A 25,312-nucleotide genomic window follows, 5' to 3' on the forward strand; every position below is an offset into this window, starting at 1 on the left:
GAGAAGGCTTGGGGTGGGGTTCGTATCTTTGCCGTACCCCACTCACCAAGTCACTCATTCACTCATTCACCGCATGTACACCACCCTCCAGCCCGATCTGCAGCAGCAGCTCCAGGAAATCAAAGACAACGGCCTGTTCAAGAAGGAGCGGGTAATTACCTCCGCCCAGGGGGCCGAAATTGAAACCCAGGAGGCGGGCGAGGTGCTGAACTTCTGCGCCAACAACTACCTGGGCCTCTCGTCGCATCCCGAGGTCATCAAGGCCGCCAAGCACGCCATTGACACCCACGGCTACGGCATGTCGTCGGTGCGCTTTATCTGCGGTACCCAGGACATTCACAAGCAGCTCGAAGCCAAGCTGGCCGAGTTTCTGGGCACCGAGGACACGATTCTCTACGCCGCCGCCTTCGACGCCAACGGCGGGGTGTTCGAGCCCCTGTTCAACGAGCAGGACGCCATTATCAGTGATGCCCTGAACCACGCCAGCATTATCGACGGGGTGCGCCTCTGCAAGGCCCAGCGCTACCGCTATACCCACAACGACATGGCCGATCTGGAACTCCAGCTCCAGGATGCCGTGCAGAAAGGCACCCGCCACCGCATCATCGTCACCGACGGCTCGTTCTCGATGGACGGCACCATCGCCCAGCTCGATAAAATCTGCGACCTGGCCGACAAGTACCAGGCCCTGGTCATGATTGACGAGTGCCACTCGATGGGCTTCCTGGGCAAAACCGGCCGCGGCACCCACGAGTACCGCGACGTGCTGGGCCGCGTCGATATCATCACCGGCACGCTGGGCAAAGCCCTGGGCGGCGCTATGGGCGGCTTCACCTCGGGCCGTAAGGAAATCATTGAGATGCTGCGCCAGCGCAGCCGGCCGTATTTGTTCTCCAACACCCTCGCGCCCGCCATCGTGGGGGCCTCGCTGCGGGTGCTGGAGCTGCTGACCGAAAGCACCAAGCTGCGCGACCAGCTCGAGGAAAACACCAAGTACTTCCGCGAGAAGATGACCGCGGCCGGCTTCGACATCAAGCCCGGCGAGCACCCCATCGTGCCCGTTATGCTCTACGACGCCAAGCTCAGCCAGGAGTTTGCGGCCCGCATGCTGGAAAAGGGTATTTACGTGGTGGGCTTCTACTTCCCCGTGGTGCCCAAGGGCCAGGCCCGCATCCGGGTGCAGCTGAGCGCGGCCCACACCCGCGCCCACCTCGATAAAGCCATTGCCGCCTTCATCGAGGTCGGCCAGGAGCTGGGTACGCTCAAGGACCGCTCGGCCGAGCGGCCCGAAGCCGGCCAGGTCGTGACCAACACGCCGTAAGCGGCCGGAGGCCCCGTTCCCGCTCCAATGCGAAGCGGCGGCCCCAAAATAAATATTCCCAAGAAGGGCCGGCTGCTATCCAGGTAGTCGGCCCTTTTTCTATCTTCCCCTACGCTCCGCTTATCCGCTATCCGACCTATTGCCGCGTGTCCCAATCCTCACTTTTATCCCCGTATCAATCCGCATGGCATCCCCCTTTAAAAACCGGTTCAAAAACTTCTTCCTGAGCAAAAGCATCAGCCGGGAGAGCATGAAAAAGCTGGTGGCCGACCACCTCGACGCGCTGGAGGCCGCCCAGCAACCCGCCGGGGCCCCCGACACCGCCGCCATGGCCGCCCGGCTGCGGCCCCTGTTCGAACAGTTTCAGGTGGGGCTCGGCAGCAGCGCCGCTTCGCAAGCCCAGCGCGGCACCCACACCGGCAGCGTTGCCGACACGCTTGAGGCGCTGAGAAACTACCCCGCCGAAATTGCCCGCGTCCATATTCTGCCCAAGCACGACGATAAATCGGCGACCTACCGGGAGTTTTTCCCGCAGGGGCGCACGGCTTTCACTACGGCCTCCCAAAAAACCATCGGCACGCTGGTGCGCGCCTTTGCGGAAACGGCAGACAAATATGCGGCGGTGGTACCCGTGGCGGCCGTCGCCGAGCTGCAAAAACGGCTCAAAAACTTCGAAGAAGCCTCTACCCGGCAGGGCAAAGTCGTGAAAGTGACCAAGGACGGCAGCCAGGCCATCGGCAAAGACCAGCGTGCCCTGGGGGTGCTGCTGTTCGCCCACTACGGAGCCCTCGTGAGTGCGTTTGCCGAAACCCCGGCCCAGGCCGAACCCTACTTCGACTTTTCGGTGCTGCCGGCCAGCCAGCGCAAGAAGTCCAAGAAAACCGCTGACGCCCCCGGTAAATAGGCCTGGGGGCATCTCAACCGGGGCCGCCGCTGCCGCGAGCCGCTTTCCGGGCCTCAGTACCAGGCGGCCTCTCGCTGCCCCGGTTATCCTGCCAGCCCCTTAGGAGAAGCCGTTCCGGCATCTGGAATGGGCTTCAAGTCGTTTCGAAGGTCGTTCTGGAATCCGGAAGGGCCTTCGAAACGACTTGAAGCCCATTCCGGATTCCGGAACGGCCATAAAAACGTTTCGAAGGCCATTCCGGAATTCGGAACGAAGTAAAAAACGATTGGAAGGCCATTCCGGAATTCGGAATGGCCTTCAGGCGCTTACGAAAGCCGTTCCGGATTCCGGCGTGGTGCTACCTCGGTAAGCACGCCCCGGCTACGTGGCAAGCGCCCTTAATTGGGAGGCGGACGGTGCATTCGGGGCGGCTTTTGCCTATCTTGCCCCGCCGCGCGCTGGTGTTGCCACCGGCTGCCGGGCTGCTTGCCGCTCTTTCCCTACCTCCCCCTATTCGCCGCCCGCTATGAAGCAGGAACTAAGCAATGCCTTTGGCAAAGTCTACCTGACCATCGACTACGTAGCCTCCCACAACTGGGTGTACAACAACTGGGTGGGCTACCAGACCCACGCCGGTATCGTGGACGGGGCCAACGCCTGCCTGACGCACATTGCCCGGCACCGCTGCCCCTACCTGCTCAACGACAACAGCCTGGTTATCGGGCCCTGGGACCACGCCGTGGAGTGGATAGCCCAGGACTGGACGCCCCGCGCCATTGCCGCCGGCCTCACTCATTTCGCCCACGTCGTCAGCCCCGAGTCGTTCGCGGCCCTGTCGGCGCAGGCCATGCACACCAGCATCGGCGCTAATTTCCAAATGCGGATTTTCGGCGACCTGCCCGAGGCGCAAGCCTGGCTGCGGCAGGCCCAGCAGGCCGTCGCTGCCCCGCTGTAGGCGTCGGCAGGGCCGAAAAGCGCGTTAGGCGGCTACTTCGGCGGCAGCCGAAGCCGACGGGCTGGCCGCCTTCGGAGCCGCGTCGAACAGGAACTCGTTCAGGCGGGCCCGCAGATCGGAGGACGACAGATTGCGGTACACCTCGCCGCCCCGCACCAGCGAAATCTGCCCGGTTTCCTCGCTCACTACCAGCACGACCGAGTCGGTCACTTCCGTCAGGCCGATGGCGGCGCGGTGGCGCAGGCCCATAGAAGCGGGCACGTCGGGGTTTTCGCTCACGGGCAGAATGCAGCGCGCCGCCTTGATGCGGTTGCCGGCAATAATCACGGCCCCGTCGTGCAGGGGCGAGGTTTTGTTGAAGATGGACATGAGCAGGCGCTTGCTCACGGTGGCGTCGATCAGGTCGCCGGAGTCGCCGTAGAACTTCAGATCCGACACCATCTGGAAGGCAATCAGGGCCCCGGTGTTTTTGCCGGCCAGGCTTTTGGCCGCTTCCACGAAGGGCGTGATGCTCATGCGCTCGGCGGGCGCGTCGCGCCGCCACGGAAACACCCGCATCCTATCAAACGCCGTGGCCTTGCCGATGGTGAGCAGGAAGCGGCGGATTTCCTGCTGAAACAGGATGATGCTGGCCAGCACCCCCACGCTCATAAACTGCCCCAGGATGCTGGTGAGCAGCTCCATGCCGGCGGCCTTTACTACCAGGTAAAGCAGGTAGATGGACATCAAGCCCAGGAAAATCTTCAGCGCCACGCTTCCCGTCAGCAGCTTATAGAGCTGATAAAACAGCACCGTAACCAGCAGCACGTCCACGACGTCTATCCAGCCAATGCGCAGGAAGCCGATGCTGAAGGTGCCAATCACGGGGACGAGGGAAGGTAGGTGTTGGAAACGAGCCGCACGGTTTGCACGGCCTCGGCTACGTCGTGTACGCGCAAGAGCCGGGCGCCGTTGAGCAGGGCAATGGTATTGACGGCGACCGTGCCGCTGAGGGCCGCGTCGGGGGTGAGGTCCAGGGTCTTGTAAACCATGGCTTTACGCGAGAGGCCGGCCAGGATGGGCAGGCCCAGCAGTTGCAGCTCTCGCAGATAGGCCAGCAGCTCGTGGTTCTGGGCGGCCGTCTTGGCAAAGCCAAAGCCGGGGTCCAGAATGATATCCGTCACGCCCACGGCGCGCAGCCGGGCCACTTTGTCGCGGAAGTAGCGCACCAGCTCCAGCACCAGCCCGTCGGGGTAGTCGGTGAGCTGCTGCATGGTCTGGGGCGTGCCGCGCATGTGCATCAGCACGTAGGGCACCTGCAAGCGGCCGGCGGTGGCAAACATGGCCTCGTCGAGCTCCCCGCCGCTGATGTCGTTGAGGATGTCGGCCCCGGCGGCTACGGCGGCGCAGGCCACGCCCGCGCGGAAGGTGTCGATGGAGAGAAAAGCTTCGGGAAAAGCGCGGCGCAGGGCCTCAATGGCGGGCAGCACGCGGCTTTTTTCCTCGTCTTCGCTGATGTGCTCGGCGCCGGGCCGCGAGGAGTAGCCACCCACGTCCAGCACGCGGGCCCCGGCCGCCAGCATGGCTTCGGCGCGGTGCAGCAGGTCGGTGGGGCCGGCCACGCGGCTCCGGGCGAAGAACGAATCCGGGGTCAGGTTCAGGATGCCCATGACCTGGGGCGCGGCCAGATTCAGGACGCGCCCACCGGGGCAACGCAGGGTTTGCCTCGGAGAAAAACACGTATCTTTCGCAGCCTGGACCGACATGAGCAAAGAGGCTAAAAACCGGGATTCTTAAAAGTAGGCCGAAAATTTTGAGTAACCAAACCCAGCACGAGTACGACCAGGTTATTGGCCGCTGCCGCCACCTGTTCCTGGCCAAAACCCACGACTACGGTACCGCGTGGCGCATTCTGCGCCTGCCCTCCGTCACCGACCAGATCTACATCAAGGCCCAGCGCATCCGCTCCATTCAGGAAAAGGGCGTGCAGCTGGTGGCCGATGGGGTGGAGGAGGAGTTCGTGGCCATCATCAACTACTGCATCATTGCCCTGATGCAGCTGCGCCTGCCCGCCGATGCGCCCCTGGACCTGGACCCGGCGGAGGTGGCCGCCGCCTACGACGAGCAGGTGGCCGAAAACCGCCGGCTGCTGTTTGCCAAAAACCACGACTACGGCGAGGCCTGGCGACAGATGCGGGTGGAAAGCATCACCGACATCATCCTGATGAAATTGCACCGTACCAAGCAGATTGAAGATCTGGCGGGTCTGACGCGGGTGTCGGAAGGCGTGGACGCCAACTACCGCGACATGCTCAACTACGCGGTATTCGTGCTGATTAAGATGGGGTTTGCCGACCCTAACGCCTAGTTTTGTAGGAGCTTAGCGGCCGGCGGAGTACTTTTCGGGCCGGTCGGTGGCGCAACCTCTGTCCGACGGCCCGGTTAGTTTCCCGTATGAGGCGCTATAGCCGCACCGTGCGGCCCTTCTCCACGCTATTACGACTCACGTCCCTACTCTTAAGTCCCCCATGAGACTCATTACCCGAATCTGCTGGCTGCTGCTGGGCGCGCTGTTTATCTTTTCCGGACTGGTCAAGCTCAACGACCCCATCGGCACGGCCTACAAGCTGGAGGAGTACTTTGAGGTGTTTGCCGCCTCCGTACCTAGTCTGGCCAGCTTCTTTCTGTGGTTCAAGGACAGCGCCCGGCTGTTGTCGCTCTTGCTCAGCTCCCTGGAAGTAATTCTGGGCGTGGCCCTGCTGCTGCGCTGGTATTTGCGCCAGACGCTGTGGGTGCTGCTGGTGCTGCTGGTGTTTTTCACCTTCCTTACGTTCTACTCGGCGGCCTTCAACAAGGTAACGGACTGCGGCTGCTTCGGCGACTTTATCAAGCTCACACCCTGGACGTCGTTCAGCAAGGACGTGTTCCTGCTCGTGCTCTGGGCCGTGGTGTTTTTCAATCAGCGCTACCTGCGCCGGGTGTTTGCCCGCGGCATGCTGGGCATCATGTACATGACGCTGGCTTCGGCCGTGGCCATCGGCATCGGGGTGCGGGCCCTGGGCCACCTGCCCTACTTCGACTTTCTACCTTACAAGGTCGGCAACGACATCGGCAAGCTGATGAAGGCCTCGGCGCCGCTGCGCTACAAGTACATCATGGAGAAGAACGGGGAAAGCCAGGAGTTTACCGAATACCCCACCGACACCACCTGGAAGTACAAGCAGATGGTGGCTCTGAACCCCGAAGCCGGCCCCAAAATCACCGATTTCAAGGTCTGGAACGACAAGGGCGACTACACCCAGGAGCTGTTGCAGGGCAATAAGCTGGTGCTCATCATTCAGAGCACCGACCACGCCGACCGGGACCGGTTCGAAATGATCAACAAGCTGATTCTGTCGGCCGATTCGTCGCAGAAGAAGATTACGCCCCTGGTCATTACCAGCAGCAGCCCGGCCGAGTTCGATGCCTTCCGCCACGAAGTCAACCTGTCGGCCCCGTTCTACTACGCCGATGCGACGGTGCTCAAATCCATGATTCGCTCGAACCCGGGCTTTATGCTGCTCAAGGACGGCGTGGTGAAGGGCAAGTTCCACTACCACGACATTCCGAGCCGCGCCAAGCTGGAGGAGCTGCTGTAGTTGGTAATTTAAAACCAGAACGCGAGATTCCTCGGCAAGCTCGGAATGACGTTCTCTTAATTCTATCCCATGATTTCCTTCGTGTTGCGGCGGCTGTTGCAGGGCATACTGGTGCTGGCCGGCGTGGCCCTCACCGTGTTTTTCCTGTTCACGGTGCTGCCCGGCGACCCGGTGGCGCTGCTGGCCGGCCAACGCTCGGATGCGGCCACCCGCGCCGCCATTGCCGCCGACCTGGGCCTCGACCAGCCCGTGCCGGTGCAATTGGTGGGCTACCTGAACGACGTGTCGCCGGTGGGCGTGCACCCGCGCGACTCGGCCGGGGTAGCCAAGTACGGCGGCGTGGCTTTGCTGCCGCTCGGCACCAAGGCCGTGGTGCTGAAAGTGCCGTACCTGCGCCGCTCCTTCCAAAGCAACAAGGACGTACTGAGCATTCTGGCCGACCACTTCACCGGCACGCTGTGGCTGGCGTTGGCGGCCATGCTGCTGGCGGCGGTGCTGGGCATCGGCTTCGGCATCGTGGCGGCGCTGCGGCCCCATTCCTGGCTCGACCGGGCCCTGATTACGACGTCGGTGCTGGGTATTTCGGTGCCTTCGTTCGTGGCCGGCATCCTCATTGCCATGACGTTCGGGTTTTACTGGAGCCGCTGGACCGGCCTGAACCTGACCGGGCAGCTCTACGAAACCGACCCCTTCACGGGCCGCCACCTGGTGCTGCGCAACCTGCTGCTGCCGGCCTTCGCGCTGGGCATCCGGCCGCTGGCCGTCATCACCCAGCTCACGCGCAGCTCCATGCTCGACGTGCTCAGCCAGGATTACATCCGCACGGCGCGGGCCAAGGGCCTGTCGGGCTACCGCGTGGTGGTGGGCCACGCCCTCAAGAATGCCCTGAACCCGGTAATCACGGCCGTTTCGGGCTGGCTGGCGTCGCTCATGGCGGGAGCTTTCTTCATCGAGTACATCTTCAACTGGAAAGGGCTGGGCACCGTGACGCTGCGGGCCGTCGAAAACCTGGATTTTCCGGTGGTCATGGGCGCTACCATCTTCATTGCCTTCCTGTTCGTGGTGGTCAACATCGTCGTCGACGTGCTCTACGCCCTGCTCGACCCCCGCGTGAAGCTCAGTTAAGGTGCTAATTGTTAATGTGCGAATGTGCTGATGTGGGTGAATGTGAGAAATGCATCATTAGCACATCAGCACATTTTCCACATTTCGCACATTAACACCACATTCGCACATTAACAATTAGCACCTTAACCAAGATGCGCCTGTACTTGATTGGCATGCCGGGAGCCGGCAAAACGACCCTGGGCCGGGCGCTGGCTACGGCCTACGAAGTGCCCTTCCGCGACCTGGACGCCGAAATCGTGCGGCGGGAGCGGCGCACGGTGGCCGATATTTTTGCCACCGACGGCGAGGCGTACTTCCGGGCCCGGGAAGCCGAAGTGCTACGCGAAGTGGTGGCCGAGCTGCCCGCCGTGGTGCTGGCTACGGGCGGGGGCACGCCCTGCTTCCACCAGAATCTGGAGGTGCTGCTGGCCACGGGCCACACCCTCTACCTGGAGGTGCCGGTGGAGGAGCTGGTAGCCCGCTTGCAGCGCGCCGCCGCCAGCCGGCCGCTGCTGGCCCAGTCGGCTGGCCCGGCCGAGCTGGAAGCCCGTTTGCGCGAAACCTTAGCGGCCCGGGAACAGTTTTATAACCGCGCCCCGCTGCGCTGTAAGGGCCCTTCCTGCACCGTAGCGGCAGTGCGGCAGCTGCTGCACCAGTACCGGGTGAGTAGCTAACCCGAGCACTTCTGCGTATTCGGCGCAGTGTTTGTGCGTCTCTGCGTACTTTTGCCTTTTCCAAAAGCTGATCATTCCTATGAATTCCGCTCCTTCCTCACCGGCCCTCGACACGGCTCCTTCCCCGGTAAAAACACCTGACCAGATCAAGCCCAAGCACAAAGGGTCGGCGCAGCTGTTCAAAAACCCCGTGCTGGAGCGTCTCACGCACACGCACATAGCCCTGCCCGTCTCCATCTTCCTGTTGACGGCCGCCGGCAGCCTGTACTACGGCCTGACGCGCGGCTTTATCAGCGGGGTATCGGCTTTCGGGCTGTTTCTGCTGGGCTGGTTTATGTTCACCTTCGTGGAGTATGCCATGCACCGCTACCTCTACCATATTCCGGCCACCACGCCCAAGCGGGCCAAGTTTCAGTACACCATGCACGGGGTGCACCACGAGTATCCCAAGGATAAAACCCGCCTGGCCATGCCGCCCATCATTACGGTGTTCGTGGCTTCGCTGCTGTTCTTCATCTTCCGCTTCATTTTCAGCAGCTACGCCTTCGGTATCCTGGCGGGCTTCACGTTTGGCTATGCGCTCTACCTGTTCGTGCACTACGCCATCCACGCCTACGCCCCGCCCAAGAACTTCCTGAAAGTGTGGTGGACGCACCACGCCCAGCACCACTACCGGCAGGACGAAATTGCCTTCGGCGTGTCGTCGACGCTCTGGGACCATATCATCGGCACCATGCCCAAGAAAGCGGAAAGCAAGTAGCGCCGCTACGCTGCCCATACTGAGCCCGGCTTCGCAAGAGCCGGGCTTTTTTGTGGCTCAACCTTAACAATGGGTGGCAAAGTATAATTAATCGAAGACTTTTTTACGGTCTATTAGGGCTTATATAATTCTATATTTTTCCAATAAAATTAAAATAAGTCAATGGTTTTATGGCTTTTATGGGAACTAATTATATATTTTTGATTGGTGCGCGGTAACCGTCCGTACTACTGGATGGAGGCTGCCTTGCCATTTCGTTCCACTCTATCCCCACCTATGAAGACACGTTACTTTCTCCTGCTGCTCGCGGCGCTTGGCTTGGGCACGGCACCGGCCACGGCTCAGTATCAGTTCAAAAACCAGCCCGATGCTACCTCCGCCGGCCTGGGGGCCTACGTGCAGAGCTTCAACTCGCTGGCTAACACCAAGGCCAATTTCAACAGCAACACCACGCTGCCCGGCGTGTACGCCCGCTTCACGCTGGCTAGCTTCGGTGCCAGCGAGTTCGAGTCGTACCAGCGGCTGAGCACGCCCGCCAAGCTGGCCCCCGACGACGGCTCGGAAGGCAACGCCACCGCCTCCACCGTCGATGCCGACGGTACGCCGCACGGGGCCGCGTGGTACCATTTCGGCACCAGCGGCAGCCTCGACCGGGCCCTGGGCGGCATTGCCTCCACCAACATAACCGCCGGCGTAGGCTACATCGGCATCCGGCTGAGAAACAGCTCGTCGGTGCCCATCAAGAACCTGGAAATAAAGTACGCCATGGAGCAGTGGTACAACTCCAGCAACACCCAGGAAGCCACCATGCGGGTGCACTACCGGCGCTCCACCACGCCCATCACCCAGCTCACGACCGGCACCTGGACGCCCGTTGGCGAGCTGGACGTGCCGGCCCCGTCTACCAGCACGGCCATTACCCCGCGCGACGGCAACGCGGCCACCAACCGGCGCGTGGTGCAGGCCAAGCTGCTCGGGGGCAGCGGCGTGGTGCTGGCTCCCGGCGAGGAAATCATGGTGCGCTGGTCGTACGTGTTCAACTCGGCCAGCAACGGCAACGGCTTGAGCATCGACGACGTGGTTATCACGCCCGAAACCAATATTTTCTACTCGGAAGCTACCGGCGACCTGACCGATAAGAACAGGTGGGGCATCAACACCGACGGCAGCGGCACCAAGCCCCACAACTTCGCCGTCGACAACACCACCTTTTACGTGCGCGGCACCGATTCCCTGGCTAACCGCATTTCCAGCTCCTGGGCCATCACGGGCACCAACTCCAAGCTCGTGGTGGGCACGGCCAGTGAGCGGGCCGTGCTTTACCTCGACAACGCGGCCAGCCTGACGGCCACCGTCGACGTTACGTCGGGGTCCCGTTTGCGCATTGCCAAAACCCAGAATACGCTCACGCTGGGCACCCTGAACCTGCAAAGCGTGGTGGAATACCTCAACAGCAGCACCGCCACTACCCAGCGGGTAAACGGCGGCAGCTACGGCATTTTGAAGCTGAACGGCACCGGCCCCAAAACCCTGGCCGGCCCCGTGCTGGTAACCAGCGACCTGGCCTTTACCAGCCCCGGCCTCTCGACCCTGACCCTGGCGGACCACGACCTGACCATCCTGAAAAACGGGCGGGTACGGACCCTGGCGGGTACGGCCTTTTTCGTGACCAACGGCAAAGGCGGCCTGCGGCAAACGGTCAGCAGCACGGGCGAGGAGGTAACCTTTCCCGTAGCCACCACGGCTACCGCCGCCGACTACACGCCCATCGTATTGTCGCAGACGGCGGCCAGCTCGGAGGATACCTACAAGGTGCGGGTGGCCGGCAACGTGTACCGCAACTACGACGCGAATGAAGTGGGCACCGGGGTAGTGACGGAGGGCGTGGTGAAGAAAACCTGGTTTGTGAGCGAAGAGGTGCCCGGCAACTCCGACATTACCCTGCAAGCCTTCTGGGACCCGAAAGACGAGGGCACCGGCTTCGACGACGCCAATGCCTTCGTGGACCATTACACCACGGGCCTGAGCTGGGACCGGGTGAAGCAGACGCCCGGCGCGGTGCCTGCGGCCAACAAGAAAGCCGCCAAGCGGGGAGGAGTCAAGAACTTCTCGCCGTTTGCCGTGGCCTCGCGCACCGGGGGCGTGCTGCCCGTCACCCTGACCGCCTTTACCGCCCAGCGTAGCGCGGCCACCGTGGCCTGCGCCTGGGCTACGGCCACCGAAACCAACAGCGCCTACTTCGTGGTGGAGCGCAGCGCCAACGCCGCCACCTACGCCGAAATCGGGCGGGTAGCCGGGGCCGGCACCAGCACCCGGCCCCACTCGTACGCCTTCATTGACCAGCAGCCCCTGACCGGTACGACCTATTACCGCCTGCGTCAGGTCGATACAGACGGCAGCACGGCTTTTTCGCCGGTGGCCGTGGTGCAGGGCGGAGCGGCTTCCGCCGATTTTGCCATTACCCCCAATCCCGGCGCCGGGCGGTATGAGCTGCGCACCAACTTCCGGGAGGCCACCCAACTGCGGGGCCGCGTCGTGAACCTGCTGGGGCAGTCGGTGCTGGAGCTGAACGAGCCGGTGGCGGCCGGGGAGGCCCGCCTGCCGCTGCTGCTGACCGGGCAGCCCGCCGGCCTCTACCTGGTGCAGCTGGCTACCGCCGCCGGCCCCGTAGTGCTGCGGGTGGTGAAAGAGTAACCGCTTACACTTCCTGCCAAAGTAAAAAGGCCGCCCCAGCATCTGGGGCGGCCTTTTCTATTATCTAACAAGCTCGGTTAGCGCCGCACTTTGCGCAGGATAAACAGAATCAGGAGCACGACCAGCACCACGCCGATCAGGCCGGTCCAGATGCCGGCTTTGAAGATGTCGCCGACAACTTCGCAGCTGCTCAACGAAAAGGTCAGCAGCACGAGCAAGGCAGGCAGGAGAATACGGTAGTTTTTCATGGCGGTAGGGTCGGGAAGGAAGTAGGAGAGGAGCCGGTTGGGTCCAACCCTGATGAATACTGCGGCTTGCCGGAAAAGGTTGGATTATAGCCGGATTCTAAGCCTACACGGAAAAAGGCTGCCCCGCTTGGAGCAGCCTTTTTCAGAGACAAGCTGGCAACCCCCGGGCCTACTTGGCGAAGCGGCGCAGCACCTGCTGCTGGTCGGGGGTGATGAGCAGCAGCGTGTAGAGGCCGGCGGGCAGGGCCGCTACCGGTACAGTGCTGGTTTGCAGGGTGCCCGAGGCCACGGTTTTACCCCGCAGGTCCAGAATCTGGTAGCGGCTGCCGGTCAGGGGCAGCTCGGCGCGCAGCCGCAGCTGGTCCTGGGCAGGGTTGGGGTACACTTCCAGGGTTTCGAGGCTGCGCTGGGCCCCGCTGGTAGCCAGAGCCGTGCCGGCCGTGCGGGCCGCCGCGGCTTTGCTGATGCGCACCCAGTTGATGTTCCAGCCGGCCGACTGGGCGTAGATGCCGAAGTTGTAGGTGCCCGCGTTGATGGTCACCGTTTTGGAAACGGTGGTCCAGGTCTGCCAGCCGCCGGTGGCAGGAATGGTTGAGTTGCCGAACTGGATGGTGCCGGCATTGAGGTCCGAAGAGATGGTACCGCCGCTGGCCCCGCTGGCTACGCGGTACTCAATGAGGTAGGAGCCGGTGGTGGGGAAGCTGATGTTGTTCCAGACCAGGTAGTCGCCCGCGTCCACGAAGCCCATGTCCTGGCCGCCGCCGGTGTCGGAGCAGGCTTCCACCGTCATGCCATTGTTCACGTTGGCGGCTTCGGCCTGCAAGGTCACGCTGAACGTGCTGGTCGGGGCCGTGCGCACCCGCACGGAGGTAGCCTTATCGTTCCAGTTGCCGGTGCCCAGCGGGTTATTCACCAGGCAGCTGTTGCCGGCGCTGCCCACCGTGAGCGTGCCGCCGGTGAAGTTGTCGTTTTCGTAGAGCACCACCTCGTAGCCGGCATTCACCTTGAGCGAGGAAATGTCGTCGTTCAGGATGCCCCGGCTTTGCAGGGCCGAAAGGGTATAGTCGCCCACGGGCAGGTTGACGGCCGTGCCGGTGTAGTTGCAGTCTTTGTACATGGTGCTCACGCCCGCCACCGGGGGCGGCGTGCTGCCCGCGTAGCCGCCGAAGGTGGCCACCACCTTGGTGGGCTGGGGCGTGTGCAGCGTGGCCGACTGGTCGTTCACGTCGTCGTAGGCGAAGCCGTAGCTGAGGTTATCCACGCTGATGCCGGGCAGGTGCCAGAAGCGGGCGTAGTAGTTGGCCGGCGCGGCCTGGTAGTAGCGGCTGGCGTCGTACCAGTTCTGCTGGCCGGGCGTGGCGGTGGTTACGTCCACCACGTGGCGGTTAATGGCGGCCGTCATCTGGGCCTGCACCACCAAGTCACAGTCGCCATCACTGACGCGGTTGTCGAGCAAACCCTTGCCCTCGAAGGCCATTTGCGTCGTCGGGCGGCCGTTGATAATGCCCGTGCGGCCCGCAAAGGCCCCCGACTGGCCCACCACCACCAGCCGGTCGTTGGCATCGACGCGGCCCTTGAAGACGCCCGCGTTGCCGGCGTAGAAAATTAGGTCCGTGGTTTTGTACTTGTTCCAGATGGCGTCGATGTAGCTCTTGAAGTACTGGCCGTAGGGGCCGGCCACGGTGCCGTTGGAGCCGTCCTGGAAGGCCGGGGTCTTGGACGGGAAGGTGATTTCGCCGGTGGTGTTGTTCACGGTGCCCTGAAACTCGGTGGGCACGTTGGCTTTGTAGGCGGCCACGATGTCGGCGGCGGTTTTCAGCTCACCCGTGCGCTTCTGGTAGCCACCCCCGCCGAACAGCTCCAGCCCCATGGGGTAGCGGAAGGCATCGACGCGGGTGGTGTTGCCAAAGAACCCGTACTGGTTGTTGGTCAGCTCAATGAACTCGTACAGGATGTCCTTGTTCGGGTCGTTCGGGTTCTGCGGGTTGGGCGCCGCGTAGCCCGAAGGCGCGCCCGAGGCCCCGAAGAAGTAGAGGTAGAGCTGCTGCCCGCGGGAAATAAACACCCGGCAGCCGGCAATGTAGGGCAGGGTAAACGTCTTGTTGGGAATGCTGCTCAGCCGCGTGAAGCAGGCCGCGTACTTGGAGTTGGCGCCCGGGCCGGTGTTGCCGTTGTAGGTCGGGCCCGTCACGGTATTGTACGAGGAGCTCATGGGCAGCACCTGGCCGTTGGCCGCGTTGATCCAGACGTGGTTGCCGGCCGGGTCGATGCCGACAATGGCCACGTACAGGTCGGTGTCGGGGAAGGGGGAGTTGTTGGCAATGGTAAACGGAATGCTGCCCTGCGCCTGGCTCAGGCGGGGCAGCAGCACCAGGAGCAGCGCCAGCAGGCGCAGAAAGAACGTACTTGTTTTCATACGGATAGGGAATGGATGGTGGAAATGGAAAGCAGACAGAACGTAGCGCCGCCGCGCGGCCGAAGCAGCGGTACGGGAGCTGGTAAACGCGTGGGGGAGTAGCCGGGGAGGGGCCGCCGGGGCGGGCGGCAGGCTGGGCCGCCCCGCCAAAAACGGGGGCCGCAGCCGATAGAATTAGTTAAATGTAATAGGCCTTTTTCGAGAAAATCAAGGCCCGGCGAAGGGGGCTGTAGGGCCCTGTAGCGGCGGCTATACGCTTAGCTCGCACGCGTCTTCGGCTTACGGCACACGCCGGCGCGGGCAGCAGCAGATAAGTTGGTTTAATTGCGGAATTAGAAATGCCGGGGCATTTCATTTAATAAACAATGAAAATATTTGCTTTAATAGCTTGGTTTATTGATAATATTTTAAAGAAAGCGCCAGGGGTACTACGGGTAGCGCGCGCAGTGCTGGCCGGGCCGTCGGCCGAAACCGCGCCCCGACGGTCGTTTTAGGGCCGGGACCGGGGGGCGCCCCAGGCGTACTCGAATATCGGACCGGGGCATTGGTCCAGCGGATGCGGGAGTTGGTGTAACATTCTTTTGGATCCGCCGCCAAGCCGGCACTTTTGGCTTAGTGGCAAGAGGCTGATGACCAGCGAGTCGGAGAAAACGAGCTTGCTGCCGCCAGCTGGTATTCTTCGCTGCCGCTGCCCATCAGCCTACTGCCTCACCCCGGCTTATTTAACCTTCTCTATCCATATGCGCGCTACAACCAACAACTTACGAGCCTCCCTTGCCATCAGCGTCGGCCTGGCTCTGCTGATTATTCTGGTGAAACAACTGGCCATGCTGCCCTGGTGGAGCTTCACGGTGGTGGTATTTGCCTTCGGCCTGGCCTTGCCCCACCGCCGCTGGAACGTGTCGGCCTTCGGCATCGGCTTTCTGGTGGGCTTTGTGGTGTGGGCCGGCACTAATACGCTCTACAGCACCCTCTCGCAGGCCGACCTGTTTGCCAAGGTGGGCAGCGTGATGGGCCTGCACAAAATCGTGCTGCTGCTGGCGTCCGGCCTCATTGGCGGCCTGCTCACGGGCCTCGCGCTGCTGGCCGGCAAAAGCGCCGTGTACCAGTCGAAGCCCGCGGTGCGCAGCATGGCCGCCGCCGAGTAACCCGTTTGACTTTCAGCTCATTCCTAAAGAAAACGACCCATGATTTTTGTAGGTGAAGGCGGTCTGCTGCAGAGTACGCTCCTGTTTACGCGCCAAAGCAACGTGCCCATCGACATGGTATACAGCCCCACCAACGAGTTGGCGGGCTTTTGTGCCAAGCACCAGATTCCGTTTCAGCAGGTGGCCAACATCAACGACGAGGTGGAAAGCCTGGCCCGGCTGGTGTCCGATAAAATCGTGTTTTCCATCAACAACGGCTGGCTGTTTCGCAAGCCCATCCTGAGCTTGCCCGGCTTCCGGTTCTATAACATCCACAGCGGCCTGATTCCCAAGTACCGCGGCAAGCCCGAGGTCTGCATCATCTTCGCCCTGCTCAACGGGGAAAAGGAATACGGCGTGTCGCTGCACGAAATCGACGAGAACATCGACACGGGCCGCTGCCTGGCCATCAAGAAATTTCCGCTGAACGCCCACACCACTTTCGAAGACGTGATGGTGCAGTGCCTGAAAAGCTGCGAGGCCATCTTCAACGAAAATCTGCACCACATCATCCGGGGCGCCTCGTTCGAGTCGCCGGTGCTGCCCGAGCCCACCAGCAAACTGTATTCCTACAAGGACCTGGTGAAGCTGGCCGACCACAAAACGGCCCCGGCCTACGCCAACGCCACCGACTTCGGCCTGTTCGAAATGTGGTTTTCCAAGGCCCACACGCTGATCAGTCAGCTCTAGCCGGCCCCGCCTTATTCTATTGTATCCGCTTTATACCGCTACGCCCTTGAACTCTTACGCTACGCTTACTCACTATCTGGCGCACTACGCCAGCACTTCCCCGGCGAAAGTAGTTTTCGTTTATCTGGACGAGGAAGAAGCCAACACCTGCTCCATCACCTACGCCGAGCTGAACGAGCGGGTCACGGAGCTGGCCCGCCACCTGGCCGGCCGCGGCCTGGGCAGCCAGCGCGCCATGCTGCTCTACGCCGAAGGCCTGGACTTCATCGTGGCGTTTTTGGCCTGCCTGCGCGCCAGCGTCACGGCGGTACCCATGTTTCTGCCCCGGGGCAGCAAGCACATGGCCCGCCTGACCACCATCATCAGCGACTCGCAGAGCAGCGCCATCCTGACCAGCGGCAAGTACCTGAGCCGCATCCAGACCGGCCTGCCCGAGCTGGCCATGCCCGTCCTGGCCACCGACGAGCCCCTGGAGGCCGTGGCTTTTCAGGAGCGCGCCCCCGCGCTGGATACGGCCGCCAACACTATTGCATTCATTCAGTACACTTCCGGCTCGACGGGCCGGCCCAAGGGCGTGATGGTGAGCCACCAGAACCTGCTGCACAACGAGCTGCTGATTCAGCAGGCTTTCGGCTGCGACGAAGATTCCATCATCGGCTCGTGGCTGCCTTTCTACCACGACATGGGCCTGATCGGCAACATCTTGCACACGGTGTTTACCGGTGGCCGGGGCGTGCTCATGTCGCCGTTTTACTTTCTGCAAAAGCCCCAGCGCTGGCTCCAGGCCATTTCCGACTACCGCGTCACCCACAGCGGCGGCCCCAACTTCGCCTTCGACCTGTGCGTGGACCGCGTGGACGCCGCCGAGGTCAGCACCCTGGATTTGTCGTGCTGGAAAGTGGCCTACAACGGCTCCGAGCCGGTGCGGGCCGCCACGCTGGCCCGCTTCCGGGCCCACTTCCGGGCCGCCGGGTTTCAATCCAACGCCTTTTTCCCCTGCTACGGCCTGGCCGAAGCCACGCTGCTGGTATCGGGGGCCAAAACCAACCCCGAGTACCGCACCCTGGCCGTGGATGGCGACCAGCTGCCCGCCAACCAGCTCTGCCTGCTCGACCCGGCCGAGCCCTCGGCCCGCATTCTGGTGGCCTCGGGCCGCGTGGCCGACGGCATGCACGTCCGGATTCTGGATGCCACCACGCAGCAGGAAGCCGGCGAGCTGAAAATCGGTGAGATCTGCATTGCCGGCGACAGCACCAGCGCCGGCTACTGGAACCTGGACAACGAGCGGATTGCCTTCCGCAGCGACGACACCCAGCGCTACTTCAAAACCGGTGACCTGGGCTTTTTTCACCAGCGTGACCTCTACATCACCGGCCGCCTGAAGGAGCTGCTCATCATTCGGGGCAAAAACTACTATCCCTACGACATTGAGTTTTCGGCCGGCACGGCCCACGAGGCGGTGGAGAAAAACGGCGTGGCGGCCTTTGCCGTCGAAATTGCCGGCGCCGAGGAATTGGTAGTTCTGGCTGAGCTCAAGCGGCAGCACGCCCGCACCGCCGACACGCGCCCCATCATCAAGGCCATTGAGCACAAGGTGCTCGACGAAACCGGCCTGCGCCCCTACGACGTGGTGCTGGTGCCGCCCCTCTCCATTCCGCGCACCTCCAGCGGCAAGCTCCAGCGGGTGCAGTGCGCCCAGAACTACCACCAGAACTACCTGACAGCCCTCACCCAGGCCCGCGAAACGGCGGTGCTCGACACGGCCGACTACCTGCTGCGCCTCTCGAAAGCCCAGCAGGAAGGCACGGCCGAGAGCATTCAGCACTACCTGAAAATGGTGCTGGCCAGCAAGCTCCAGCACTGCCCCGCCGACCAGATCAGCGGCACGCAGGAGCTCACCTCGCTGGGCATCGACTCGCTGCGCTCGATGGAAATCGTGAATACCCTGAACCGCGAATTATCCCTGCAGCTCGACGCTACCCAGCTGTTCCAGATCAACACGGTGGAGGAGCTGGCGGAAAAAATCGAATTATCCCTGTGGTTGAATAGCAAACAAGAAAACGGTAAAGAAATAATCTTATAATCCTATGAAGGTCCTGGATATCATTAACGAACTAAAAGCCAGCAAGATTTTCCCCAAGCTGGAAGGTGAGCAGTTGAAGCTGATTGGTGAAACGAGCAACCTCCGCAAGGAATTGATTGATGTTATCAAGGCCCGCAAGGGTAAGATTGTGGATTTCCTGCGCGAGGCCACCAAGCAGGCCGTGTACCAGCCGATTCCGGTGGTGGAGCAGCAGGCCAGCTACCCGCTGTCCAACGCCCAGCAGCGCCTGTGGGTGCTCAGCCAGTTTGAGGGCGGCTCGGTGGCCTACAACATCGTGAAGGGCTTTTATTTGCAGGGCACCGTGAACAAGGTGAACCTGGAAAAGGCGTTTCAGGCCACCGTGCAGCGCCACGACAGCCTGCGCACCGTGTTCCGGGAAGTGGAAGGCGAGCCGCGCCAGCTGGTGCTCAGCGAAATCGGCTTTGCCCTGGAGCACGACAACATCGAGGCCGTCGCCAACAAGAAGGAGCGCCTCGAAGCCGAGCTGGCCCGCCTCACCAACGAGCCCTACGACCTGACCAACGGCCCGCTGCTGAAAGTGAAGCTGGTGCAGCTGTCGGCCACCGAGTTTGCGCTGTTTTTCGGCATGCACCACATCGTCAGCGACGGGTGGTCGTTTGGCGTTATCGTGCAGGAAGTCATGGCGTTCTACGAGTCGCTGTGCAAGGGCGAAGCCGGGCCGGCCGCCCCGCTGGCCGTGCAATACAAAGACTACGCCGCCTGGATGACCACCAAGCTCACGGGGGAAAGCGGCGAGAAATACCGCAAGTTCTGGATGGAGCGCCTCGAGGAAAGCCTCGACCCGCTGCAGCTGCCCACCGACTTCGTGCGGCCCGAAAACAAGGGCTACAAGGGCGCGCTGGCCAAGTTCAGCTTCAACGCGGCCCTGTACCAGCGCATGAACAGCTTCTGCAAGGAGTCGCACGTGACGCTCTTTAGCCTGCTGCACGCCACACTCAACCTGCTGCTCTACAAGTACTCGGGCCAGAAGCAGCTGATTGTGGGCACGCCCGTGTCGGGCCGCAGCCACTACGACCTGGAAAACCAGGTGGGCCTCTACGTGAATACGCTGGCCCTGAAAACCAGCATCACGCCCGAGCAGTCGTTTGCCGCCTACCTGAAGGAAACCGCCCAGAGCACCCTGCAGGCCTTCGAGCACCAGGATTACCCCTTCGACAAGCTGGTGGAAGAGCTGAACCTGGTGCGCGACCCCAGCCGCAACCCGCTGTTCGACGTGATGATCGTGCTGCAAAACACGGCCTTCGGCGACGGCAGCATCCAGATGACCAAGCAGTACGGCTTCCGCTTGCTGGAGCTGAACGACTATTTCGCCGACGGCGCCGGCCTGGAGAGCATCCACCAGGGTGCCAAGTTCGATCTGAGCTTCAGCTTCTCGACCGAAGCCGGCAACCAGTTCGTGCTCGAAATCGACTACAGCACCGAGCTGTTCTCGGAAGCTAAAATCAACCGCTTCTTCCAGGCTTTCCTCTCGCTGCTCCAGCAGGCCATAGCCGCCCCCTACCAGCACGTGGGCGAGCTGCAACTGATTCAGGACGCGGAAAAGGCCAAGATCCTGACCCAGTTCAACGTGCCCATCGAGGGCATCGACGAGGCCAGCATGATCAGCCTGCTCACCGAGTCGTTCCGCACCCGCGCGGACGAGGTGGCCCTGATTACCAAGGATAAAACCCTGACCTACCGGGAGCTGAACGAACAGTCGGACCGGCTGGCCGTGTACCTGCGCAGTAAGCTGGGCACCGCCGACAACCCCTTCGTGGGCATTCTGATGCAGCGCACGGCCTGGACCATCGTCAGCGTGCTGGGCATTCTGAAGGCCGGGGCCGCCTACGTGCCCGTCGACCCGACCTACCCGCAGAACCGCATCGACTTCATCCTGGAAGACGCCGACCCGCTGCTCATTCTCAGCGACACGGCCAGCAGCCCCCTGATTCCGGCCATCTACGAGGGCCGCGTCATCAACCTCAACACCGAGGCGGCCACCATTCTGGCTACCGAAGGGGAGATGCCCAACGCCGGCGACCTGCGCGAAAAAACCTCCTACCTGATTTACACCTCGGGCAGCACCGGCAAGCCCAAGGGCGTGCAGATCTGCCACCGCAACGCCATTGCTTTCCTGAAGTGGTGCTGCGTGGAATTTGCCCATACGCCCTACGAGCTGCTCTACGCGGCCACCTCGTACTGCTTCGATTTGTCGGTCTACGAGTTCTTCTTCCCCCTTATTCAGGGCAAGAAAATCCGTTTGCTGAGCTCGGCCCTGGAGCTGCCCCAGTACCTGCCCCACGATAAGGACATTTTGGTGAATACCGTACCCTCGGTGGTGCGCAACCTGCTGGAAGACAGCGTGGACCTCTCGAACGTGGTGGCCCTGAACATGGCCGGTGAGCCGGTGCCCAAGAAGTTCAAGAAGGACCTGGACTACCGCCGCATGGAAGTGCGCAACCTCTACGGCCCCTCCGAGGACACGACTTACAGCACCAACTACCGCTTCGCCGACGACGGCTACGAAATCATTCCGATTGGCTCGGCCGTGGGCTACACCCAGATGTACATTCTGGATGAGTCGCGCAACCTGCTGCCCGAGGGCGTCGACGGCGAGATTTACCTCAGCGGCCAGTCCATTGCCAAAGGCTACCACGGCCGCCCCGACCTGACGGCGGAGCGCTTCATGCCCAACCCCTTCGCCCCGGGCCACACCATGTACAAAACCGGCGACATCGGCCGCTGGCTGCCCGACGGCCAGGTCGAGTTTATCGGCCGCGTCGATGACCAGGTGAAAGTGCGCGGCTACCGCATCGAGCTGGGCGAAATTCAGTTCCTGCTCGAGCAGCAGGACGGCGTGCAGCAGGCCGTGGTGGTGGTGAAAGACATTCAGGGCGAAAAAACCATCGTGGCCTACTGGGAAGGCAGCGAGGAGCAGTCGAACAAAGAATTGAAAGCCGCCCTGGGCAAGAGCCTGCCCGCCTACATGGTGCCTACCTACTGGGTGAAGATGGACAAGATTCCGCTGAACTCGAATGGCAAGGTGGACAAGAAAATGCTGCCCCTGCCCGCGCAGAAAGGCGCCGAAGCCGCCGCCCTGGTGGAGCCCACCACCGAGCTGGAAATCCGCCTGCAGCAGCTCTGGAAGGAAGTGCTCAGCAAGAAGGAAGTCGGCATCCGCAGCAACTTCTTCGAAATCGGGGGCCACAGCCTGCGCGCCACCCGCCTGAAGTCGCTGGTGCTGAAGCGCCTGGGTAAGGATATTTCCCTCAACGAGCTGTTCCAGTACCCCACCATCGAGCAGCAGGCCAAGCTGCTGGAGCGCAAAAACGAAACCCGCTTCCGCGAAATCAGCCTCGCCGACCAGAGCCAGTTCTACCCCGTGTCCTTCACCCAGGAGCGCCTCTGGGTGCTGACCAGCTTCGAAGAGGCTTCGGTAGCCTACCACATGCCGGCCGCCTTCCGCGTGCAGGGCACCCTGGACGTGCAGCTGCTGGAGCAAGCCTTCCAGCAGGTCATTGCCCGCCACGAAAGCCTGCGCACCACCTTCACCGAGCACCAGGGCACGCCCGTGCAGCTGATTCACGAGGCCTCGGCCATCGACTTCGCCATCCAGAAGCTGGCGGTAGACGCCAACGGCGCAGCCTCCCAGCTGGAAGACGTGCTGCAGGAGCAGTGGAACCAGCCCTTCAACCTCGAAAAAGGCCCGCTGCTGCGTAGCGTCCTCATCGACCTGGCCGGCCAGGAGCAGATTCTCTCGTTCTGCATGCACCACATCATCAGCGACGGCTGGTCCATTGGGGTGCTGGTGAAAGAGGTGATGCAGGCCTACGCCGCCCTGGCCCAGGGGCAGGAGGCCGGCTGGGCTCCGCTCACGCTCCAGTACAAGGATTTCGCCGTGTGGCAGCGTCAGGAGCTCTCCAACGAGAAGCTCGATGACCACCGCCGGTTCTGGCTGGGCGAGTTCGACAACCTGGGCGCGACCCTGCAGCTGCCCGCCGACTTCGACCGGCCCGCCATCAAAACCTACCACGGCGGCACCACCAACATCGTGTTCGACCCGGCCGTTGCGGGCCCGCTCAAGCAGCTGGCCAACAGCGCCGACCTAAGCCTGTTCATGGTACTGCTCGGGGGCGTGAACGTGCTGCTGAGCAAGTACTCCGGGCAGCGCGACATCACCGTGGGCACGCCCGTGGCCGGCCGCGACCATATCCAGCTCGAAGACCAGATTGGCTTCTACGTCAACACCCTGGCCATTCGCAACGAGCTCAGCGACGACCAGACGTTCCTGGCCCTGGCCCGGCAGCAGAAAGACAAGCTGCTCAACGCCTTCGAGCACCAGGTGTATCCGTTTGAGATGCTGCTGGCCGACCTGAACCTGAAGCGCGACTTGTCCCGCTCGCCCCTGTTCGACGTGATGGTTATCATGCAGAACACGGAAGCCTCGAAAGCCTCGCAGGCCCTGTCTTCGGCCCTGCAGTTTGAAAAGCTGGAGCTGAACACCGGCGTCACGAAGTACGACCTGACGTTCTGCTTCTCGGAAGAAGCCGACGGCCTGCGCCTCAGCCTCGAATACAACACCGACCTCTACCAGCCCGCCACTATTGCCCGCCTGGCGCAGCACCTGACCACCCTGCTGGAGCAAGTAGCCGCCAACCCGGCTCTGCGCCTGAGCGAGGTGAACGTGCTGGCCGCCGCCGCTACCCAAGAGCTGCTGGCCCTCACCGATAACCGCGCCGCCGGCTTCGACCAGAGCGCCACCGTGGTGAGCCGCTTCCAGGACATGGCCCGCACCCACGCCAACCAGGTTGCCGTGGTAACTGCCGAGCGGAGCCTGACTTACGCCGAGCTGGATGAACGCTCGGGGCAGCTGGCCCGCGTGCTGCTCACCGACTACGGCGTACTGCCCGAGGCCCCGGTGGCCCTGAGCTTCCAGCGCACCGAGTGGCAGGTGATTGGTCTGCTGGCCGCGCTGAAAGCCGGAGCCGCCGCCGTGGCCCTCGACCCCGCCGACCCCGCCACCCGCCTCGACTGCCTGGTGCAGGACAGCGGCGCCCGTCTGGTGCTGACCGACGGCTCGATGCCGAAAGAGGTTGCCGAATCGGGCGTGGCGGCCTTCCTGGACATCACGACGGCCGCCTACCGCGGCGACGCGGTGACGACTACCCTCGAGCCCCGGCATCTGGCCTTGGTGCTGTATACTTCCGATGCCTCGGGCAACCCCAAAGGCGTGGAAATGGAGCACCGCAACCTCATCAGCCAGCTCAGCAACGCCGCCAACGTGTTCGGCTTCCGCGCTAATGACCGGTGGAGCGTGGCCCACAACCTGAGCTCTGACCTCGGGGTAGCAGAGGTGCTGGGCGCCCTGCTGCACGGCGCAACGGCCGTGCTGGCCCCCGCCGCCGCCACCGCCGACAACGCCGCCTTCTGGGCCTGGCTGCAAGAGCAGGAAATTACGGTGCTTCACCAGCCTACCGCCGCTTTCCGCAGCCTGAATGCCGAGCTGAAAAAGCAGTTTGCCGCCTCACCGCTGGCCGTGCGCCGCGTGCTGCTGGCCGGCGACGACCTGCAGCCGGAAGCAGCCCAGGACTGGAACCAGGCCTACCCCAACAGTACCATTGCGGTACTCTACGGCCGCCCCGAAACCACGGGCTTCACCACCTGGAAGGAGCTGACGGCCCAGGAAATCAACGCGGGCAAGAGCAGCCACATCGGCCGCGTGCTGCCTACGCTGAGCGCCGTGGTGCTCGATGCCAACCAGCGCCTCGTGCCGCAGGGGGCCACCGGCGAGCTGTATGTGGGCGGGGCCGCCGTGGCCCGCGGCTACCACGCCCGCCCCGAGCTGACAACCCAGCGCTTCGTGGAAAACCCCTTCCGGGCCGGCGAAACGCTGTTCCGCACCGGCGACCGGGCCCGCGTGCTGGCCTCCGGCGAGCTGGAGCTCGTGGGCCGGCCCGAGGGGCAGGCAACCATCCAGGGCCAGCGCATCGAGCTGGGCGAGGTGGAAGCCGCGCTGCGCCAGCTGGAAGACGTGCAGGAGGCCACCGTGCTGGCCACCCGCACCGCCACCGGCGAGCTGGAGCTGACGGGCTACTACGTGCTCAGCAACCTGCTCAGTGCCAAGGCTATCAAAAAGGCGCTGGCCACCACGCTGCCCGCCGCTCTGGTGCCCGCCTCCCTGATTCGCCTGGACGCCTTCCCGCTTACCAGCCAGGGCACCATCGACCGGGCCGCGCTGCCCCGCCCCAACGACGCGGGCAGTGAGCCGCTGACCGACTACGTGGCCCCGCGCAACGAGGTGGATGAGCGCCTGATCGTCATCTGGCAGAACATCCTGGAAACCGACTCCATCGGCATCAAGGACAACTTCTTCGACCTGGGCGGCCACAGCCTGAAAGCCACGCGGGTGCTGTCCCGGATTCACGAGGAGTTCGGCGTCAAGATTGACCTCAAAAACCTGTTCGTCGAACCCACCATTGAGCATTTGTCCAACTACATCGACGCGGTGAGCTGGATGGAAAACGAGACGGTGGGCGTGGAGCAGGACGAAACGGAACTGATTTTCTAAGGAATTACGCTATCCTCCCGGCCGCCTCGCCGACTGCGTTTGGCGGCAGGGGGGGAAGTCCGGCCCGGCGCCTGGTGCGCCGGGCCTG

At 62.8% G+C, this 25,312-nt stretch carries 17 protein-coding genes; 13 read left to right on the forward strand and 4 right to left on the reverse strand.

The window, feature by feature from the left end:
• Nucleotides 1–73: 73 nt before the first annotated feature.
• The 3 genes from kbl to E5K00_RS14370 all read left to right on the forward strand — a co-directional run bounded on the left by kbl (nucleotide 74) and on the right by E5K00_RS14370 (nucleotide 3,159).
• On the forward strand, nucleotides 74–1,321 hold the full coding sequence (gene kbl / locus E5K00_RS14360) for a glycine C-acetyltransferase (protein WP_135464013.1): 1,248 nt from the start codon (nucleotides 74–76) through the stop codon (nucleotides 1,319–1,321).
• Nucleotides 1,322–1,505: 184 nt separating this feature from the next.
• Entirely contained in the window at nucleotides 1,506–2,225 is a 720-nt protein-coding gene (locus E5K00_RS14365; protein WP_135464014.1) for a hypothetical protein, read from the forward strand.
• A 505-nt stretch (nucleotides 2,226–2,730) separates the two neighbouring features.
• Nucleotides 2,731–3,159, forward strand: coding sequence for an STAS/SEC14 domain-containing protein (locus tag E5K00_RS14370; RefSeq protein ID WP_135464015.1), 429 nt, complete (start codon nucleotides 2,731–2,733; stop codon nucleotides 3,157–3,159).
• Nucleotides 3,160–3,183: 24 nt separating this feature from the next.
• Here the strand turns inward: E5K00_RS14370 and cdaA are convergent, their stop codons facing one another.
• A complete protein-coding gene (cdaA, locus tag E5K00_RS14375; RefSeq protein ID WP_135464016.1) occupies nucleotides 3,184–4,023 on the reverse strand; it encodes a diadenylate cyclase CdaA in 840 nt (279 codons plus the stop codon).
• Nucleotides 4,020–4,808, reverse strand: a complete 789-nt coding sequence (folP, locus tag E5K00_RS14380; RefSeq protein ID WP_245328301.1) for a dihydropteroate synthase — start codon at nucleotides 4,806–4,808, stop codon at nucleotides 4,020–4,022. The genes cdaA and folP overlap by 4 nt, the downstream gene beginning before the upstream one ends.
• Nucleotides 4,809–4,951: 143 nt before the next feature.
• On the opposite strand from folP, the gene E5K00_RS14385 reads away from it, so the two are divergent.
• From E5K00_RS14385 to E5K00_RS14410, 6 genes are all read left to right on the forward strand, one after another.
• Complete coding sequence (locus tag E5K00_RS14385) at nucleotides 4,952–5,506, forward strand: DUF1599 domain-containing protein (RefSeq protein WP_135464018.1); 555 nt, start codon at nucleotides 4,952–4,954, stop codon at nucleotides 5,504–5,506.
• A gap of 160 nt (nucleotides 5,507–5,666) precedes the next feature.
• Entirely contained in the window at nucleotides 5,667–6,776 is a 1,110-nt protein-coding gene (locus tag E5K00_RS14390; RefSeq protein WP_135464019.1) for a BT_3928 family protein, read from the forward strand.
• Nucleotides 6,777–6,845: 69 nt separating this feature from the next.
• On the forward strand, nucleotides 6,846–7,901 hold the full coding sequence (locus E5K00_RS14395) for an ABC transporter permease (RefSeq protein ID WP_135464020.1): 1,056 nt from the start codon (nucleotides 6,846–6,848) through the stop codon (nucleotides 7,899–7,901).
• A 134-nt stretch (nucleotides 7,902–8,035) separates the two neighbouring features.
• Entirely contained in the window at nucleotides 8,036–8,557 is a 522-nt protein-coding gene (locus tag E5K00_RS14400; RefSeq protein WP_135464021.1) for a shikimate kinase, read from the forward strand.
• A gap of 79 nt (nucleotides 8,558–8,636) precedes the next feature.
• Nucleotides 8,637–9,317, forward strand: a complete 681-nt coding sequence (locus E5K00_RS14405) for a sterol desaturase family protein (RefSeq protein WP_135464022.1) — start codon at nucleotides 8,637–8,639, stop codon at nucleotides 9,315–9,317.
• Nucleotides 9,318–9,593: 276 nt separating this feature from the next.
• Nucleotides 9,594–12,011 carry a hypothetical protein gene (locus tag E5K00_RS14410; RefSeq protein ID WP_135464023.1) on the forward strand — a complete coding sequence of 806 codons (2,418 nt, stop codon included), beginning with the start codon at nucleotides 9,594–9,596 and terminating at the stop codon, nucleotides 12,009–12,011.
• A 77-nt stretch (nucleotides 12,012–12,088) separates the two neighbouring features.
• Here the strand turns inward: E5K00_RS14410 and E5K00_RS22855 are convergent, their stop codons facing one another.
• Entirely contained in the window at nucleotides 12,089–12,259 is a 171-nt protein-coding gene (locus E5K00_RS22855) for a hypothetical protein (RefSeq protein WP_167856901.1), read from the reverse strand.
• A gap of 169 nt (nucleotides 12,260–12,428) precedes the next feature.
• Complete coding sequence (locus tag E5K00_RS14415) at nucleotides 12,429–14,675, reverse strand: beta-1,3-glucanase family protein (protein ID WP_135464024.1); 2,247 nt, start codon at nucleotides 14,673–14,675, stop codon at nucleotides 12,429–12,431.
• Nucleotides 14,676–15,415: 740 nt separating this feature from the next.
• On the opposite strand from E5K00_RS14415, the gene E5K00_RS14420 reads away from it, so the two are divergent.
• The 4 genes from E5K00_RS14420 to E5K00_RS14435 are packed head-to-tail and all read left to right on the forward strand — an operon-like array spanning nucleotide 15,416 to nucleotide 25,224.
• On the forward strand, nucleotides 15,416–15,823 hold the full coding sequence (locus E5K00_RS14420) for a hypothetical protein (RefSeq protein ID WP_135464025.1): 408 nt from the start codon (nucleotides 15,416–15,418) through the stop codon (nucleotides 15,821–15,823).
• 39 nt (nucleotides 15,824–15,862) lie between these two features.
• On the forward strand, nucleotides 15,863–16,552 hold the full coding sequence (locus E5K00_RS14425; protein ID WP_135464026.1) for a formyltransferase family protein: 690 nt from the start codon (nucleotides 15,863–15,865) through the stop codon (nucleotides 16,550–16,552).
• 46 nt (nucleotides 16,553–16,598) lie between these two features.
• Nucleotides 16,599–18,635: an AMP-binding protein gene (locus E5K00_RS14430; RefSeq protein WP_135464027.1), complete on the forward strand. Its 2,037-nt coding sequence runs from the start codon at nucleotides 16,599–16,601 to the stop codon at nucleotides 18,633–18,635.
• Nucleotides 18,636–18,639: 4 nt separating this feature from the next.
• Entirely contained in the window at nucleotides 18,640–25,224 is a 6,585-nt protein-coding gene (locus E5K00_RS14435; RefSeq protein WP_135464028.1) for a non-ribosomal peptide synthetase, read from the forward strand.
• Nucleotides 25,225–25,312: the final 88 nt, after the last annotated feature.

The organism is Hymenobacter aquaticus, from assembly GCF_004765605.1.
GTDB lineage: Bacteria > Bacteroidota > Bacteroidia > Cytophagales > Hymenobacteraceae > Hymenobacter > Hymenobacter aquaticus.

Bases quoted from the DNA above. Each gene is read 5' to 3' on its own strand.
- kbl (WP_135464013.1), top strand. From the start codon at position 74: ATGTACACCACCCTCCAGCCCGATCTGCAGCAGCAGCTCCAGGAAATC.
- E5K00_RS14365 (WP_135464014.1), top strand. From the start codon at position 1,506: ATGGCATCCCCCTTTAAAAACCGGTTCAAAAACTTCTTCCTGAGCAAA.
- E5K00_RS14370 (WP_135464015.1), top strand. From the start codon at position 2,731: ATGAAGCAGGAACTAAGCAATGCCTTTGGCAAAGTCTACCTGACCATC.
- folP (WP_245328301.1), bottom strand. From the start codon at position 4,808: ATGGGCATCCTGAACCTGACCCCGGATTCGTTCTTCGCCCGGAGCCGC.
- E5K00_RS14390 (WP_135464019.1), top strand. From the start codon at position 5,667: ATGAGACTCATTACCCGAATCTGCTGGCTGCTGCTGGGCGCGCTGTTT.
- E5K00_RS14395 (WP_135464020.1), top strand. From the start codon at position 6,846: ATGATTTCCTTCGTGTTGCGGCGGCTGTTGCAGGGCATACTGGTGCTG.
- E5K00_RS14400 (WP_135464021.1), top strand. From the start codon at position 8,036: ATGCGCCTGTACTTGATTGGCATGCCGGGAGCCGGCAAAACGACCCTG.
- E5K00_RS14405 (WP_135464022.1), top strand. From the start codon at position 8,637: ATGAATTCCGCTCCTTCCTCACCGGCCCTCGACACGGCTCCTTCCCCG.
- E5K00_RS14410 (WP_135464023.1), top strand. From the start codon at position 9,594: ATGAAGACACGTTACTTTCTCCTGCTGCTCGCGGCGCTTGGCTTGGGC.
- E5K00_RS22855 (WP_167856901.1), bottom strand. From the start codon at position 12,259: ATGAAAAACTACCGTATTCTCCTGCCTGCCTTGCTCGTGCTGCTGACC.
- E5K00_RS14415 (WP_135464024.1), bottom strand. From the start codon at position 14,675: ATGAAAACAAGTACGTTCTTTCTGCGCCTGCTGGCGCTGCTCCTGGTG.
- E5K00_RS14420 (WP_135464025.1), top strand. From the start codon at position 15,416: ATGCGCGCTACAACCAACAACTTACGAGCCTCCCTTGCCATCAGCGTC.
- E5K00_RS14425 (WP_135464026.1), top strand. From the start codon at position 15,863: ATGATTTTTGTAGGTGAAGGCGGTCTGCTGCAGAGTACGCTCCTGTTT.
- E5K00_RS14435 (WP_135464028.1), top strand. From the start codon at position 18,640: ATGAAGGTCCTGGATATCATTAACGAACTAAAAGCCAGCAAGATTTTC.